Annotated in this window: 12 protein-coding genes and 1 pseudogene; 10 read left to right on the top strand and 3 right to left on the bottom strand. The window is 62.5% G+C overall.

Translation table 11 applies throughout. The features are described 5' to 3' along the window. Window positions 1–39: 39 nt before the first annotated feature. The 8 genes from FIU81_RS02500 (at window position 40) to iolB (ending at window position 9,427) form a co-directional block, all read left to right on the top strand. On the top strand, window positions 40–873 hold the full coding sequence (locus FIU81_RS02500) for a MurR/RpiR family transcriptional regulator (RefSeq protein WP_124111430.1): 834 nt from the start codon (window positions 40–42) through the stop codon (window positions 871–873). A gap of 123 nt (window positions 874–996) precedes the next feature. Then, on the top strand, window positions 997–1,923 hold the full coding sequence (locus FIU81_RS02495) for a sugar ABC transporter substrate-binding protein (protein ID WP_124111431.1): 927 nt from the start codon (window positions 997–999) through the stop codon (window positions 1,921–1,923). Window positions 1,924–2,010: 87 nt separating this feature from the next. Further along, on the top strand, window positions 2,011–3,117 hold the full coding sequence (locus FIU81_RS02490; protein WP_124111432.1) for an ABC transporter permease: 1,107 nt from the start codon (window positions 2,011–2,013) through the stop codon (window positions 3,115–3,117). 1 nt (window position 3,118) lies between these two features. After that, complete coding sequence (locus tag FIU81_RS02485; RefSeq protein ID WP_124111433.1) at window positions 3,119–3,940, top strand: ATP-binding cassette domain-containing protein; 822 nt, start codon at window positions 3,119–3,121, stop codon at window positions 3,938–3,940. Then, window positions 3,940–5,856, top strand: a complete 1,917-nt coding sequence (locus FIU81_RS02480) for a bifunctional 5-dehydro-2-deoxygluconokinase/5-dehydro-2-deoxyphosphogluconate aldolase (RefSeq protein WP_124111434.1) — start codon at window positions 3,940–3,942, stop codon at window positions 5,854–5,856. Before FIU81_RS02485 ends, FIU81_RS02480 begins: the two co-directional genes overlap by 1 nt. Further along, on the top strand, window positions 5,853–7,679 hold the full coding sequence (gene iolD / locus FIU81_RS02475; protein WP_124111435.1) for a 3D-(3,5/4)-trihydroxycyclohexane-1,2-dione acylhydrolase (decyclizing): 1,827 nt from the start codon (window positions 5,853–5,855) through the stop codon (window positions 7,677–7,679). Before FIU81_RS02480 ends, iolD begins: the two co-directional genes overlap by 4 nt. Window positions 7,680–7,682: 3 nt before the next feature. Beyond that, window positions 7,683–8,594, top strand: coding sequence for a myo-inosose-2 dehydratase (gene iolE / locus FIU81_RS02470; protein WP_124111436.1), 912 nt, complete (start codon window positions 7,683–7,685; stop codon window positions 8,592–8,594). Beyond that, on the top strand, window positions 8,594–9,427 hold the full coding sequence (gene iolB / locus FIU81_RS02465; protein ID WP_124111437.1) for a 5-deoxy-glucuronate isomerase: 834 nt from the start codon (window positions 8,594–8,596) through the stop codon (window positions 9,425–9,427). Before iolE ends, iolB begins: the two co-directional genes overlap by 1 nt. Before the next feature lie 363 nt (window positions 9,428–9,790). On the opposite strand, the gene FIU81_RS16905 is transcribed toward iolB, so the two are convergent. Together FIU81_RS16905 and FIU81_RS17120 are read right to left on the bottom strand one after the other, a co-directional pair. Beyond that, window positions 9,791–10,402: a DUF6634 family protein gene (locus FIU81_RS16905; RefSeq protein ID WP_254695977.1), complete on the bottom strand. Its 612-nt coding sequence runs from the start codon at window positions 10,400–10,402 to the stop codon at window positions 9,791–9,793. Between the two features lie 164 nt (window positions 10,403–10,566). Then, a pseudogene (locus tag FIU81_RS17120) lies at window positions 10,567–11,271 on the bottom strand (metallophosphoesterase family protein); the annotation flags it as partial. Between the two features lie 305 nt (window positions 11,272–11,576). Here FIU81_RS17120 and FIU81_RS02455 point away from each other — a divergent pair. Both FIU81_RS02455 and FIU81_RS02450 read left to right on the top strand, forming a co-directional pair. Next, on the top strand, window positions 11,577–11,993 hold the full coding sequence (locus FIU81_RS02455) for a helix-turn-helix domain-containing protein (protein ID WP_216644271.1): 417 nt from the start codon (window positions 11,577–11,579) through the stop codon (window positions 11,991–11,993). 145 nt (window positions 11,994–12,138) lie between these two features. Then, window positions 12,139–12,896, top strand: a protein-coding gene (locus FIU81_RS02450) for an IS5 family transposase (protein ID WP_152460894.1) whose coding sequence is annotated in 2 segments (ribosomal slippage) — window positions 12,139–12,463 and window positions 12,463–12,896 — 759 coding nt in all. Because the reading frame shifts where the segments join, the coding sequence is not laid out codon by codon here. A gap of 311 nt (window positions 12,897–13,207) precedes the next feature. Here the strand turns inward: FIU81_RS02450 and FIU81_RS02445 are convergent. Next, on the bottom strand, window positions 13,208–16,645 hold the full coding sequence (locus tag FIU81_RS02445; RefSeq protein WP_124110818.1) for a hypothetical protein: 3,438 nt from the start codon (window positions 16,643–16,645) through the stop codon (window positions 13,208–13,210). Window positions 16,646–16,652 lie beyond the last annotated feature (7 nt).

The following is a 16,652-nucleotide window of genomic DNA, read 5'->3' as shown; positions in this document are numbered from 1 at the left end:
TGGGCGGTTATCCTGACACTGTCAAGAAGGAGTTCCGCGATGCAGGACGCTTCACAGGGCTTGCCGGACGCGCCCGACACCGTCGCAGAGGCGATGACGCGCATCGACTCGCTAATCGAGACGGCGCCGAAGCGGCTGCGGCAATCGGCGGTGTTCACCCGGCGGCATCTGCACTTGATCGCAGTTTCTACCGTGTCCGAGATGGCCCGGCTCGCAGAGGTCGCGCCGTCGGCCTACATGCGCTTTTGCCAGGCTCTGGGTTTCTCGGGCTACTCCGAGATGCAGGCCGTCTTTCGCGCTCAGTTCACGACGTTCCGCCCGGACTACGACACACGACTGGCAGCGTTACGCACGGACTTTGCGGACGACGCCGACTCGCTGTTGTCCGATTTTGCAGAATCGGGTCACAAGTCACTCTTATCACTGAATAACTCTGTTGCCTCCGGCCAAATGGCGCGGGCCGCCAAGATGCTGGCCGGGGCAAATTTCATCCATGTCATCGGTCTGCGTCGCGCTTTCGCGGTGGCGGCGAACATGGTCTACCTGCTGAACAAGCTGGATCTCGCCGCCCTTCAGCATACCGGTATCGGGTCGCTTGATACGCCGCTGAACATTCGCCCCGACGATGTGATTTTCGCCATCACCTTCGCCCCGTTTTCGCAAGAAACGGTGAGTCTGTCGCAGGCGGGGGCCGCGAATGGTGCGCGCCTAATAGGGTTGACCGATTCAGAGAGCTGCCCCTTGTCCGAGTTTGCCGAACTCATGCTGATTGCGCGCGAGAACGAGGTCGGCGGCTTTCGCGCGTTGAACGCAGCGATCACACTGAGCACGGCCCTTGCCGTGGCGGCCGCCGCAGCGCGACAGCGGGATTGACAGGTAAACTTCACACAGCCTAAATAGAATAAATGTTCCAAAACGAGTCGGGAGGACTTGTTGGCACATTTGTCGAAGCCGTCTTGCGCCAGCACGTCGGCAACAGGGTCTAAGGGAGGAACCATGACCAAATTCATCAAAACGGCGACCGTACTCGCCGGCATGACTATCGCCGCACCCGCCTTGGCGCAGGACATCATCGTCGTCGCCCACGGTCAGGCCAACGATCCGTTCTGGTCGGTCGTCAAGAACGGCGCCGACATGGCCGCCGAGCACACGGGCGCCAACGTCGACTTCCGCTCGCCCGAAACCTTCGACATGGTCCAGATGAGCCAGTTGATCGACGCCGCCGTGAACCAAGAGCCCGACGGACTGGTCGTTTCGATTCCTGACGCTGACGCGCTTGGGCCGTCGATCGAGCGTGCGGTTCAGGCCGGTATTCCGGTCATTTCGATGAACTCCGGCTCTGATGTGGCCGCCGATCTTGGCGCTCTGCTGCACGTCGGTCAGGACGAGTTTACGGCCGGCCGCGTCGCTGGCGAAGCTCTGGCCGAAATGGGCGGCACCACCGCTATCTGCGTGAATCAGGAAGTCGGCAACGTCGCGCTCGACCTGCGGTGTGAGGGCTTCACTGAAGGCTTCGGCGGCGATGTCGAGGTGATCCCGACGCAGAACGATCCCGCCGAAGTGCAGGCGAAGGTTCAGGCCGCGTTGGAAAGCAACCCGGACGTCGACACCGTGATGGGTCTGGGCGCCAGCCTGGTGGGCGAGCCTGCCATCGCTGCCGTCGAAGCCGTGGGCCGCACCGGCGAGGTAATGGTCGCGACCTTCGATCTGTCTGCCGGGTTCCTGGAGGCCGTCGCAGAAGGCAACGCCGCTTTCGCCATCGACCAGCAGCAGTTCCTGCAGGGCTACCTGCCTGTCGTGTTCCTGGCGATGAACGCGGAATACGGTCTGGTGCCGGGCGGCGATGTGCCCTCGGGTCCGAACCTCGTGACACAGGACAAGGCGGCCCAGGTCGTCGATCTGTCCTCGCAGGGCATCCGTTAATCTGACGCCTCTGCCTTGCAGCACTATCGGGGGCCGTGGCGCAAAAGCCGCGCCACGGCCCCTTTGCGTTCACGAAAGGAAACCGAGATGGCCGACACGCCGCAGATTGTCGAGGACGAAAGGCTGAAGGAAGAAGGGATCGGCGCGAAGCTTTTGCGCCGCCCGGAGCTGGGCGCAATCGCCGGCGTCATCCTAGTCACGGTCTTTTTTCTGATCACCGCCGACGGGGCCATGTTCACCCTGTCAGGCGTGATGAACTTCATGACCCCGGCGGCGCAGCTGGGCATTCTGGCCATTGGTGCGGCCATGCTGATGATCGGCGGGGAATTCGACCTGTCTATCGGCTCTATGGTGGCCTTCGCAGGTTTGATCTTCGGTGCAAGCGTCGTCACGCTTGGCCTTCCGCTGATCCTTGCGATCCCGCTGACGATGGTCGTGGCGGCCTGCATCGGCGCGACGAATGGCACGATCGTTCTGAAGACCGGCCTGCCATCGTTCATCGTGACGCTGGCCTTCCTGTTCATCTTGCGTGGCGCGTCGCTCGTCGGACTGAAGATCGCGTCCGGCGGCTCAACCCAGCTGCGCGGCGTCCGCGACGCGGTCGAGAATGACTGGCTTGCGCCGATGTTCTCTGGCGAGGCGTTCGAGGGGCTGTTCCTTTGGCTTGCTAACGCAGGACTGGTCGAGACGTTCAACAACGGCACCCCCAAAGTGCCGGGCATCCCGGTAGAGATCATTTGGTTCGTCGTCCTTGCGCTGGTCGCGACCTTCATCCTGCTGCGCACGCCCTACGGCAACTGGATCTTCGCCAGCGGTGGTGACCGCAACGCGGCGTCGAACTCAGGCGTGCCAGTGCGGCGCGTCAAGATCAGCCTGTTCATGTTCGCCGCCTGCTGCGGTGCGCTGGTCGCCATCATCACGGTGATGGACTCGGGCTCTACCGACGCACGGCGGGGCTTCATGAAGGAATTCGAGGCGATCATCGCCGCTGTGATCGGGGGCTGTCTGCTGACCGGCGGTTATGGTTCGGCCATTGGTGCTTTCTTCGGCGCGATCATCTTCGGCATGGTCACCATCGGCCTTACATACACGAACTTCGATCAGGACTGGTTCCAAGTGTTCCTTGGCGGAATGCTTTTGATCGCGGTTCTGTTCAACAACTACATCCGCAAGCGCGTAACGGGGGAGCGGTAAGATGGAGCAGGAAACCAAGTTCCACCACGGCACGCCGAAGGCCGATGCCAAGCCGATCATCGAGATGCGCGACATCGAAAAGCACTTCGGCAACATCATCGCGCTCGCCGGTGTCAGCTTCGACGTCCGCCCCGGCGAATGTCATTGCCTGCTGGGCGATAACGGGGCGGGCAAGTCGACCTTCATCAAAACGATGTCGGGCGTTCACAAGCCCACGAAGGGCTCGATCAACATCGACGACCAGCCGATGGATTTCTCCAGCCCGCGAGAGGCGATGGAGGCCGGCATCGCCACGGTGTTCCAAGATCTGGCGATGATCCCGCTGATGAGTGTGGCGCGCAACTTCTTCATGGGACGCGAACCCACGAAGGGCAGCGGCCCGTTCAAGCGCCTCGACATCGACAAGATGAACGAGATCACTATGAGCCATATGCGTGACATGGGCATCAACCTGCGTGCGCCGGATCAAGCGGTGGGCACCCTTTCGGGGGGCGAGCGTCAGACGGTCGCCATCGCGCGGGCTGTATATTTCGGGGCGCGTGTGCTGATACTGGACGAGCCGACCTCGGCCCTTGGCGTGCGCCAGACATCCAACGTGCTGGCCACCATCGACCGGGTACGCAAGCAGGGCATCGGTGTCGTGTTCATCAGCCACAACGTGCGCCACGCCCTGGCCGTGGGCGACCGCTTTACCGTGCTCAACCGCGGCAAGACGCTGGGCACGGCGACCCGCGGGGAAATTACACCCGAACAGCTGCAGGACATGATGGCCGGTGGGCAAGAAATGGCGCAGCTGGAAGGGTCGCTTGGAGGCACCGTGTGATGGCCGGCGACCTTGATATCATCACGATCGGCCGCTCGTCCGTCGACCTTTACGGCAGCCAAGTGGGCGGACGGCTGGAAGACATGGGCAGCTTCGACAAATACATCGGCGGCTCTCCAACCAACATCGCCTGCGGTACGGCACGGCTGGGTCTGAAGTCGGCGGTCATCACCGGCGTCGGTGATGAGCACATGGGACGTTTCATTCGCGAGCAGTTGGTGCGCGAAGGCGTCGATGTAACCGGCGTGAAGACCGATCCCGACCGCCTTACGGCTCTGGTTCTGCTCGGCATCCGGGACCGCGAGAGTTTCCCGCTGATCTTCTACCGTGAAAACTGCGCTGACATGGGGCTGACAGAGGCCGATATCGACGAGGGCTTCATCCGCAGTGCGCGCGCTGTTGTGGCGACCGGCACGCACCTAAGCCACCAGACCGTCGAGGCGGCTACACTTAAGGCACTGCGCATCGCACGCGAAGCCGGGCTGCGCACCGCGCTTGATATCGACTATCGCCCAAACCTTTGGGGGGTCGCGGGGCACGGCGACGGCGAAAGCCGGTTTGTCGAAAGCGCCGAGGTGACGCGCAAGCTGCAAGCGACGCTGCATCTGTTCGACCTGATCGTAGGCACCGAAGAAGAGTTCCACATCGCGGGCGGTTCTACTGACACCCTGAAGGCGTTGCGGGCCGTGCGGGCGGTGTCAGACGCGACGCTGGTGTGCAAGCGCGGCCCGATGGGGGCAAGCGCTTTCGAAGGCGAGATCCCGAACAGTCTGGACGACGGCCAGACCGGACCGGGTTTCCCGATCGAGGTGTTCAATGTGCTGGGCGCGGGCGACGGTTTCATGTCGGGTCTGCTGACAGGATGGATGACCGATACTGACTGGCCGACCGCTCTGACTTACGCCAATGCCTGCGGCGCGTTGGCGGTCAGCCGTCACGGCTGCACCCCGGCCTATCCCAGCTGGGACGAACTGCGATTCTTTCTGGATCGCGGCGTACAGCGGCCCGACCTGCGCAACGACGCCGCGCTGGAACAGGTGCATTGGGCGACGAACCGTAAGGGCGACTGGTCCGATATCCGCGTCTTCGCCTTCGACCACAGATCTCAGATGGAAGAGATGGACGGAGCGGACGCAGATCGGATCGCGGCGTTCAAGGGCCTTTGCCTCGACGCCGCGCTGGCTCATGCGGACGGTCGGGCGGGCCACGGCGTCCTTTGCGACGGAAGACTGGGCGCCGATGCACTGCATCGCGCCGCTGGCACCGGGCTATGGATCGGGCGTCCAGTCGAATGGCCCGGCTCCCGCCCGTTGCGGCTGGAACCGCAGGTTGGACCCGATTGCGGGGGCCTTGCCGAATGGCCCCGCGAACAGGTCGTGAAATGCCTGTGTTTCGCCCACCCACAAGACGACGATGCGATGTGGGCTGACCAGCTCGCGACGATCCAGCGCCTGTATACCTCTTGTCGCCGCAACGCGCTGGAATTCCTGCTGGAGGTGATCCCCTCCAAGGTCGCTCCGATGGACGACGAAACGACGGCCACGGTGATCCAGCGGATCTACGATCAAGGCGTCTTCCCCGATTGGTGGAAGCTGGAGCCCTTTCGGACAGAAGCTGCTTGGACCGACGCCGTTACCGCTATCGAGCGCAATGATCCGCGCACACGGGGCATCGTGGTCCTGGGCCTAGACGCGCCGGAAACCGAGTTGCGCGACAGCTTCGCCCTGGCCGCGCGGTTCCCGCTGGTCAAAGGGTTCGCCGTCGGGCGCACGATCTTCGGACAGGCGGCGCGCGACTGGTTCGCAGGGACCATCGACGATGCAACCGCCGTGCAAACCATGACAGAACGCTACGCCCGGCTTTGCGACATTTGGGAAACGGCGAAACAGGACGCCCGGAAGGACAGCGCAGCATGAGCGAAACGATCCGACTGACCGCCGCGCAGGCGATGGTGCGCTGGCTTTCCGTGCAGTCCAACGCCGAGGGCGAGCGCTTCGTCGATGGCGTGTGGGCGATCTTTGGCCACGGCAATGTGGCTGGGCTGGGTGAGGCGCTGCATGCGATCGGCGACGACTTGCCTACCTGGCGCGGCCAGAACGAGCAGACGATGGCCCATGCCGCCATCGCCTTCGCCAAGACCAGCAAACGCAAGCGCGCGATGGCGGTCACATCCTCTATCGGGCCGGGGGCGACGAACATGGTGACGGCGGCCGCGCTTGCCCACGTGAACCGTCTGCCGATCCTTCTGATCCCCGGCGATGTCTTTGCGAATCGCGGTCCGGACCCCGTCCTGCAACAGATCGAGGATTTCGAGGACGGTACCACCAGCGTGAACGACTGCTTCCGCCCGGTCAGTCGCTACTTCGACCGGATCGAGCGGCCCGAGCAGCTGCTGACGGCTTTGCCGCGCGCCATGCAGGTGATGACCGATGCCGCCGCCTGCGGCCCCGTCACGCTATCATTCTGTCAGGACGTGCAGGCCGAGGCATATGACTACCCCAAGGACTTCTTCGAACCCCGCTTCTGGCCAAAGCGCCGCCCGCGCGCAGACCTGTCCGAGTTGCACGACGCGGCCGACCTGATCCGGAAGGCTCGGCGTCCTGTGATCGTCGCCGGTGGTGGCGTTATTTATTCCGAAGCCGAAGACGCTCTGTCCGACTTCGCCACGCGTCACGGTATTCCGGTGGTCGAAACCCAAGCCGGCAAGTCTGCGCTGGCGTGGGATCACCCGATGAACCTGGGCGGCGTGGGTGTGACCGGCACGGACGCGGCCAACGCCGTTGCTGCAGATGCCGACCTGGTCATCGGTGTCGACACCCGATTCCAGGACTTCACCACGGGCTCATGGACGTTGTTTCAGGCCGAGGGGCGCAAACTTCTGTCGATCAACGTCGCCGCCTACGATGCGCAAAAGCGGGGCGCGACGCCGGTTCAGGGGGACGCCTTGGAAAGCCTGAATGCCATTTCCGATCTACTCGGCGATCATTCGGCACAGGTTGCCGCGGACGATCTGAAGAACAATTGGATCGAAACCTCGGACGCCGTCATGGCTGCTCCCAACGGCGATGGTCTGCCCACCGACGCACAGGTGATCGGCGCCGTCCAGCGGCAAGCGGGACCGGATACGGTCGTGATGTGCGCCGCGGGCACCATGCCAGGTGCGTTGCATACGCTGTGGCGGCCCGCGCAGGGCGGCTATCACATGGAATACGGCTTTTCCTGCATGGGATACGAGATTGCGGGCGCCATGGGCATCAAGCTCGCCCGACCCGAGGCCGACGTTGTCTGCTTCATCGGAGATGGCAGCTACATGATGGCCAACTCGGAACTTGCAACCGCCGTGATGCGCCGCATCCCCTTTACCACCGTCATCACCGACAATCGGGGATACGCCTGCATCAATCGCCTGCAAAAAGGCACCGGCGGCGCACCGTTCAACAACATGTACGAAAACGCACGTGTCGAGACGCAGCCGCAGATCGATTTCGTGGCCCACGCTGCCGCCATGGGCGCGCACGCCGAAAAGGCGGTCTCTATTGCTGAGCTGGAGCAAAAGCTGCAGGACGCCCGCAACCGCGATATTCCCTCTGTCATCGTACTGGATACCGATCCCCATACCGGCACTGGTGCCGGCGGGTCTTGGTGGGACGTGGCCGTGCCAGAGGTCTCTACCCGCGAAGAGGTCCGAGAGGCCCGCGCAACCTATGAGCAGAACCGCGACCGGCAAAGGAAGGTCTAAGCCATGTCCGTCAAGATCGGCATCTCCCCCGTGGCTTGGCAGAACGATGACCTGCCAGAGCTGACAAACGCATTCACCATGGACGACGCGCTGCGCGACTCGGCCGAGATCGGCTATACCGGCATCGAACGCGGCCGCCGAATGCCTGCCGATACCGACGGGCTGCGCGCTTACCTAAATCGCTACGGCCTGTCGCTTTGCGGGGGCTGGTGTTCGGGCTCGCTGCTGGCGAATGATGTGCAGACAGAGATCGAGCAGATCCGGGCGCAGGTTGAACAGTTCGCCGCACTCGGCTCTCCCTGTATCGTCTATGCCGAATGCTCGAATACCGTTCAGGGCAGTCGGTTGACGCCCGTGTCCAAACGACCCAAGCTTTCGCGAGAAGACGTCGTCGCCTACGGGGCGAAGCTGGGCGAGGTCGCGAAATGGTCGGCGGACCAAGGTCTGCCGATGGTCTACCATCATCACATGGGCGCCATCGTTGAAGATGCCGACGATATTGACTGGCTGATGGAAGGCGCCCCCGAGGCGCTGCAATTGCTTTACGACACTGGCCATCTGGATATGGCGGGCGGCGACACCATGGCGGTTTTGCGCAAGTGGAGCGGGCGGATCGGGCACGTTCACTACAAGGATGTGCGCGCCGATGTGGTCGCGGCGAACCGAAAGAACGACGGATCTTTCCTTGATGCTGTCGTCGCGGGGGCCTTCACGGTGCCGGGTGATCCTGAAGGCTCGATAGACTTCGCGGCGGTCACCGATGAGCTGGCACGCATCGGCTACGACGGATGGATCGTGGTCGAGGCCGAGCAAGACCCGGCCAAGGTCGCCCCGTTTGAAGCATCCAAGCGAGGCTATGAGCACATCCTGTCCTGCTGTGATGCTTCTGGTCTGACTATCGAGGGGCGCGGTTGATGGCCGATCTTTTGAAAAAACCCTTTGGCACCCACGGCAAGGTGCATGACATCACGCCAGCCAGCGCAGGCTGGCGCTATGTGGGCTTTGGGCTCTATCGGCTGCGCGCGGGCGACACGGTCGGCGAAGATACGGGCGACCGTGAGGTGATCCTTGTCATTGTCGAGGGCAAAGCCAGGGTCACCGGCGCGGGGCAGGAATGGGGCGAGCTTGGCGACCGTATGGACGTCTTCGAGAAATCGCCGCCGCACTGCCTTTATCTGCCGAACGGCACCGACTGGCAGGCAACCGCGACCACCGATTGTGTCATCGCCGTCTGCACCGCACCGGGGCAAGGTGGTCATGCGGCACGCCGGATCGGCCCAGATGGCATCACATTGACCGAACGCGGAACGGGGACGAACACGCGTCATATCAACAATATCGCGATGGAAAACGAGGATTATTGCGACAGCCTGCTGGTGACCGAGGTCTTCACACCCGCGGGCCACTGGTCATCATACCCCAGCCATCGCCACGACGAAGATGACTTCCCCCGCATCACCTACCTAGAAGAGACCTACTACCATCGCTTGGACCCCGCGCAGGGCTTCGGCGTTCAGCGCGTCTATACCGATGACGGTCAACTGGACGAAACGATGGCGGTGTCCGACGGCGATGTGGTTTGTGTGCCGCGCGGCCACCACCCTTGCGGCGCGCCCTACGGGTTCGAGATGTATTACCTCAACGTCATGGCTGGACCGCTGCGCAAATGGCGCTTCGTACCCGCGCCCGAAGTTGAGTGGATCATGGAGCGCAACGCTTCCAAGGTCACTGATCCGCAAAAGGCGTAGTGCCGCCACGGAAATCCCTCCGGCCACTCAGGCGGACGGTCAGTGCGCAATCCCTTTATGTTCGGTTGTCCTATCAGATTGTCTCCGCTCATTCCATTTTGCCGTCGGCTTGTGTCACGTATCGAAAGCCCGTCCGTCTGCGAACGCTCGTTGCGACAAGCCAAGTGCCTGCGCAGGCTTCGCCAAAAGTCGAAAATGGCGAGTAGATTATTTGAGGTGTGGCATGTGCTGCGAGGCAGCATCCGTTACTTTTGGGCTCGAAGCTGCCGTTGGCTGCGGACGGCACGAGGGTCCGGTTCAGGCCTTCTGTCTCGGTCAATGACCCATTACCCCTTAAATCCAGCGCACCGCATCTGGCCAACCTTAAAGCCCCTCGTCCGCTTGCGCCCGCCTCGTCAGTACAAGCGCCTCGTGGAGGAACAGGGCCGCGCCCGAGATGCCGTCTATCCTGCTCCCGAGCTCTTGTGTGAGTTCGTCTGGCGATGACACGTTCCTCAACCGATACCATCGGGACATCGTCCGGGCCCATTTTCCGCCGGGATCGATCCCGGCAAGGCGTGAGGTCGTAATCCAGCGCGGGCTTAGAAGCGGATGCTCCTCGACGTAGCCGACGAGGGACGCGTGTTCCCCAAAGCTATCCCGAACGGGCAGCCACTTGTCCAAGTGTGGCGCATTGTCGAGCATCGACTCGTCGGGGCCCTTGGCGGCCATTTCCAGAGACCGCAGGTACATCCGCTCGAGGATGGCCTGCGTCGCGACGTGATGGGCCTTGATCCACTGGGGTGCCAGAATGATCCATCTGCCATCGCGTTCGGTGAACTTCAGGAATGGCGCGAAGGCGAGCAGAACCTCCCTGAGGTCCTCGTCGATATCTTCGGCGTCGACATGGCCGCTGTTCTGCCACGATCGGCTGTCCAGCGGCGCGACATCGCGAAACCGACGGATGTAGGCGGCGTCGGTGTCATTGGGGTCCATGTCGGCTCTCCCAGACGCACGCTCCTTCGAGATAGTCCGGCCGATCGGGCCGCTCGTCGGGGTAGCCGATCGAGACATTGCGGATGTCGCACCCCTCGATGGTGACGGTGGGAGTGCCCGAAAAACCAGGCATCAATACGATGCCGTGTCAGAACGTCGGTCAGATCGGAATGGAACGCGGGTGTCAGTCGATCGATCGTCCCTGCGACGTCCGGGTGCGGCCCATGGTGCGTTACGACGACCGTCTGGCCCGTCTCCCCATCCGGATGGGCACGCATCAGCTCGGTTTCCAGCCATTCGCGCTGCGCGATATGAAGATCGCGCAGATCCTGCGCCGTGACGCGCTGATCGATTGTCGGGCCCAGCAGGGCTTCGAAGCTGTCAGTAGACTGGGACGTCTCGCGCGAAATTTGCCGATGATCGTTCATGATCCGCTCCGCGACCATCATCCCATCGGCCCGGTCCCCAAGGAGCTCGTAGTCCGTCCACAATGTCGTGCAGTGGATCCGCGTGGCGCCGTGACGGAGGGTCTGCCTTTGAACGAAATGCGCGCCCTTCCGTGCTGCGTAGGCCGCCATATCGGCCTCGGCCTCCAGGGAGCTTCTGTAGTAGTCGTGATTGCCGGGAAACGCGTAGATGCGATCAGGAGCGATGTAGGCGGCGAGGAAATCGATCGCCATAAGCCAGTTGTGCGGCGGCCCGTTGATCAGGTCGCCGGCGACAACCATGGCGTCTGGGTCCGCCCTAAGAAGGTGCTCGATCCCCGAGTCCACCAGTGGATTGCTCTCTGCCCGTCGCCAATGATCAAGATGCAGATCGGCAAGGATGAAGATCTTGCCGGAGTGATACGGGATGACGATATCAGTCATATGAGCGACCCCTTCCACAGACTCCGACAAGGCGTCGGGTTACCGGTTGGGTACCGATGCAGGGTCTAAGGACGCGAGACGAAATCCGGGCGGACGACACGATTTTCAGCGCCCTCCGCACATGCTTTCAGTTTTCGCAAATAGCGTACGGAGAGACTTTCCCTTGCGCCCATTAGGGTTGCGGGTCTTGCAGGGCTCAGGACGAATGTTTTTCGCAAAACCTATATTCTTCAATATGTTGCTCGTCGGCTTCAGTCGACAGCTTTTAGCGGTCCACGTGTATGAGAGGTTTTGCACCGGCCGACATGACCCTGCGCAAGATGCCTCTCAGGCAGCGACAGGCCCACGGTTCGAACCTCGACAATCGGCACAGAGACCTGCTGCTACCAAGCGATCGAAGAGGACAGCGAATGGACCCCGACAAGAAATCTTTCCGACAGCGGCTGCGGAAACTACGGCCCGATGTTTACGAACGGCAAGAAGCGAACGCACTCAAGCGCGACATCGCTTTGAAGCTTCGAAGTCTGCGCGATGCAGCCGACATGACCATGGAAGAGGTGGCAGCCAAGTCGAAGATGAGCTTGGCATTGATCAAACGAATGGAAGCCTTGGCCGGACCGCTGGCCAGCCTCACGTCCATCGATCAATACGTGACGGCGTGCGGAGGCCATTGGGAACTGGTCATAAGACATGGACACAAGCCTGAGCCAACCGAGGATTAGGCGGCCTATCGGGCCCGATCTTCGCCACGTTCGCTGACAGTCTGCAATCCGAAGAAACGCGTCGCCGCCTAGGGTCAGGACCCATTGATCTGCTTGAGGCTCTGCGGCCCGCGTGATTCATCGCCTCTGAACCAAAGGGGGCGTGATGAGTGATCTATACTGGCTGAGCGAGGCTCAGATGGAGCGGCTGCGGCCTTACTTTCCCAAGAGCCATGGCGTGCCCCGCGTCGATGATCGACGGGTCCTGAGCGGCATTATCTTCATCAATCGCAATGGCTTGCGATGGCGAGATGCGCCGCGTGAATATGGCCCCCACAAGACGCTCTACAACCGCTGGAAGCGGTGGAGCGATATGGGCGTGTTCGCGCGGATCATGGCTGGCTTGGCGGCGGAGGCGCCCGACAACAAGACGATCTCCATCGACGCCACGTATCTGAAAGCGCATCGCACGGCCTCGAGTCTATGGTCGAAAAAGGGGGGCGTGGACGCCTGATCGGACGCACGAAGGGCGGCATGAACACCAAGCTGCACGCCGTGACGGACGCGTGTGGGCGGCCTATCCGGTTCTTCATGACGGCGGGACAGGCCAGCGATTACACTGGAGCCAGAGCTCTATTGAGCAGTCTTCCGGACGCCGACTGGCTCTTGGGGGACCGAGGATACGACGCGGACTGGTTCCGCGAAGACCTTATCAACAAGAAGATAAAGCCCTGCATCCTTGGCCGGAAGTCACGCGACACCCCGGTCAAATACGACAAACGCCGCTACCGAAAGCGCAACCGGATTGAGATCATGTTCGGTCGCCTGAAAGACTGGAGACGCGTGGCCACGCGTTACGACAGAAGCCCCACGGTCTTCCTCTCAGCCATCGCCCTCGCCGCTGCCGTCATCTTTTGGCTATGAGTCCAGAGCCTATCCTGATCTATCACAGATGTTTGCGTCTGGATCGGCCTGAAGCCAATAAAATAATTCCAGTGAAAGTCCGGTTTCCGCCCTTGGGATCGATCGACGCTCACGGCCCATAGCCGACTTTGGTTACGTCAGACTACGCGGCGGCGCAACGACACCGAACCGATCAAGTGATTTGCGCGGCCTCTGAGTTTACGCGGAGCTGAGTGCCCGGAACGCATTCATATTTTCGTCATTCGGTTACCGATAACACCAAGTTTATGCCGACACCGAACAGATGGCAGGTTCACGAAGGTTAAGAACCCTCAAAACTTGGCAATGACGTTCAGGAACGCTCCACGATCATCGTACGTCAGATCGGTGAGATTGTCCGAGAACTCGCCAAAATTGAAGCCGATGCCAACCTTGGCGTTCCGGCCTAGGTGGCGATACACCGTTGCCAACGCGCCCGTTTCCTGAAAACCGCCCTGGTCCGCTTGCAGGTGACGCAACTCGAATAAGCCATCCCAGTTCTTGACGATGTGATAGCGCAGATTGCCGATGGCCAGCCACGCGTCGTTGTCGGCAAACGCGAAGCCTGGTCCGGGGGCACTTTCGCTCAGGCGGAGGCCGACCTTCGCGCCAAGCGACAGCCGCTTGTTCAGGTCGTACTCTCCATCGACGGACAAGACGTGGCTGCGCTGGCGTGGTCCCTGACCGGCGGTTCCGTTGACCTCTTGGCCTACGAGGTCTTCCAGGTAGCGATACTGAAATAGCAGGTTGAAGCGGTCGTCCAGCGTCGGGCGTATTGCGTAGCCCAAAGCCACCTGCGCGAAGGTACCTTCGGCCAGGTTGCCGTTGTCGCTGTCGATATCGGCATATTCCGCGCCGAAGCTGAGGCGGCGGGCGTCGTCGATCTTCCACGCCACGTCCGCCGTCACCAGAACGGCGTCCTGATCCTGCGACACGCCAAGGTCTTCGCCCCGGTCGCGGCGCAGCTCCAGCCGGGCGCGGGCGGTCAGGTCGTCGCCCCTGTCATACGCCACGCCCAATGAGAACGCGGTACGGTCGATGTCGCCGGTCACCCGGTCGGTGATGCGCCCGATTTCTGCGGTGGCATCGAAGCGCAGGGCCTCGGTCGCGTCCCAGTCGACGCCGTAAAGATTCGCAACGGAACGATAATCTCCGAACAGGTCCACCGTGTTTTCGGCGCGGATGCCCAGGTAATCGGTCAGCTTGCGCGTGCCGCCGATAACGAACTGTCCACGATCCCGACCGCTGAGTGTGATGCCGTTTAGCTCGCGCCCAGGCTCCAGCCGATAGCCCGCATAGGCAGTGGTGCCCGCATCGTTGGCGTAAGAGGCCAACAGCTCGCCGCCGGCGCCCTGATTGCCACCCGACACCTCTGCCTCCAGCCGCCAATTCTGCGCGACGGCCCAATTCGCGCCGACGCCGATGCGGTTGTTGCGTTCCAGCCCACCACTGTGGTCCACGGTGCCTTGGGCAAAGCCGTAGTAGGACAGCCGCTCACTGGGAGTGACGGTGACACGCGCGGCGACATCCGTGCGACGCCCGGTATCATTGGCCGCGGCAGTGGGCGATTGCTTGTCCACATGCTCGACTCCGAAGGCCAAAGCGATGCGGTCGTTCAGCGCGATCCCGATCTCGGCTCCGCCTTCGTCGATACGGCGTCCGGCATCGTCGCGGAACTGCTCGTAATACACCCGCCAGCGCAGCGCGTCCGACGGCTCCATCTCGACGGCCAGACCGGAGCTGCGTTCATCCACCGTGATCTGCTGGTCGAGCGTGGAGAAGCCAGCCGTCCGCTCCTGGTAGAACGCGTCGAACCGGCCCGGCGCGGCAAGGCCCAGATCGGCGAAATCAAGCGAGACATCCGCCTGCACCGCATGTCCCGAGCCAACGACCGGCGCGATATCTGTGAAGCCAAGACCACCCGTTTGCGACACAGACGCGCCGAATCCCGGCCCATCGGTGCGCGCATAATCCAGCCGCAGCGCGCTCTGCTCGCCAATCTGCCACAGAAGATCGGCTCCGGTGGCGGTCTGATCGGCAGTGCCGGTATTCTCGACCATGCCGGTCAGGCCCAGTCGCAGATCGTCCGCTACCCAGCCTTCGACGCGGGCGCCGTAGGCGAAATCCTGGATGTTTCCGGCAGTGGGCGTGAACTCATACTGCGCAACCAGATTGGCGGTATATTCGGCACCCGGCTGGTCGATCAGGTCGATATCATCGACCGACCCCTGAAGCGGGCGGGACAGGATGATGACGCCCTGGATATAGTTCACGTCGTAGTCGCGCCCCTCGACCAGCCGACGGGTCGAGATCAGGCGTCCGGTCTCGGCATCACGGATCTCGATAGAGATCGTTTCGGACCCGACAGAGATGTCTTGCTGGCGCAGGAAGTATAAAGACCCGCCGGTGCCGCGGAAGATGTCGCGACCCGGCAGGCGGTCGGGTTGGGCGGCGTAGGCCTCGACGCTGAGGCGGGCGTCTCCGTTCTCGGTGGTGTCGGCAGAGCGGTAGACGCCCTGCGCGCCATAGAGCGTGCGCGTGTTGCGCAGCAGCCGGTTGTCACCCAGCCCGGCTTCGAAATCGCCCCACATCAGGTGGTTGCCATCGCGCTCGATACGACCGAAGAATTTGCCTCGCGATGGCGCGCCGTCTTCGATCACGCTGTCATCGCCGAACTCGGAGTAGCCGACTTCGTCGTAGTCCAGCCGATCCAAGATCGCGGCCACGTCCTGGTTGTCGCGACCGTCGAATATCTCGTCGAACTCTTCCTCGCCACTGTCGAAGCGGGTCGTGACCTCCCATCCCGAAGCCAGCCGTCCCTTGGCGAAACCGGCCAGGCGTCCGTAGCTGTAGGTATCGTCCACTTGCACACCCGCGGCGGTCACGCCGGGGTCGAAGCGTTTGCCGAAGGTCAGGTCAGCGATGGCGGTGTAGAACCATTCCGCGCGCGGGATCGTCACGAACCGCTCGATATCCGTGTCCTCTCCGGCGCCATTGACCTGCACCGCGACCGGCAATTCACCGGGCGGCAGAATACGCTGCACGACGAACGTGCCGTCGGCGTCGGGGACCACCGTTTCGCCAAGAACCGACACGGTCGCGCCATCGCGCACGTCAGAGCCGGACACGGTGACGGTGCCGCCCCGCAGGGGGATGCGGCGGCGGATCGGGGGGGAGGCGACGGTGGCCGTTGCGGGGGTGCCGTCGGCGCGACCACCGTCGGCGGCCTCTGTGGTGAATATTGTGACCGGCGCGGTTTCATCGTAGCGGCCTTCGGCATCGAAGACGCGGTGGGTCAGCAACACCTCTTCGCCCTGCGGGATGACGAAAGACGCCTCTCCTCCCGGAGTGAGCGGTCGGCGCGCGACCTGCCGCAGGCGGCCCCGCTCGACCGAATAGATCAAAAGCTCACCGCGGGTCACGAATGCCGGGTAATTCAGTCGGCTGGCAACCCGCACGGTCGCGCCCGGCACCGGCACCTGCGGCGCGTCGAGCACCAACAGGGCCAGAGCCGGCTCATTATAGAGACTGTCGTACTGAACGCGGATATCGGCTTTTGCGAGGTCCACGTCTGCCTGTCGCGCCGGGACTGACACGGCGACTCGCGGATCCCCTGCGATGGTCTGACCGTCGACGGAAATCGCAAAACCGGGGAACGACAGATCCTGCGCGGCGACGGGCATGGCCAGTACCGAGACAGAGAGCTTGGCCGCCAAAAGGGTCTTGGACATGCGCATC

It is taken from the genome of Palleronia sp. THAF1, assembly GCF_009363795.1.
In the GTDB taxonomy this organism is placed as follows: domain Bacteria; phylum Pseudomonadota; class Alphaproteobacteria; order Rhodobacterales; family Rhodobacteraceae; genus Palleronia.
The sequence above is the reverse complement of the archived record's forward strand: the minus strand, read 5'-3'. Positions and strand labels throughout refer to the sequence as shown.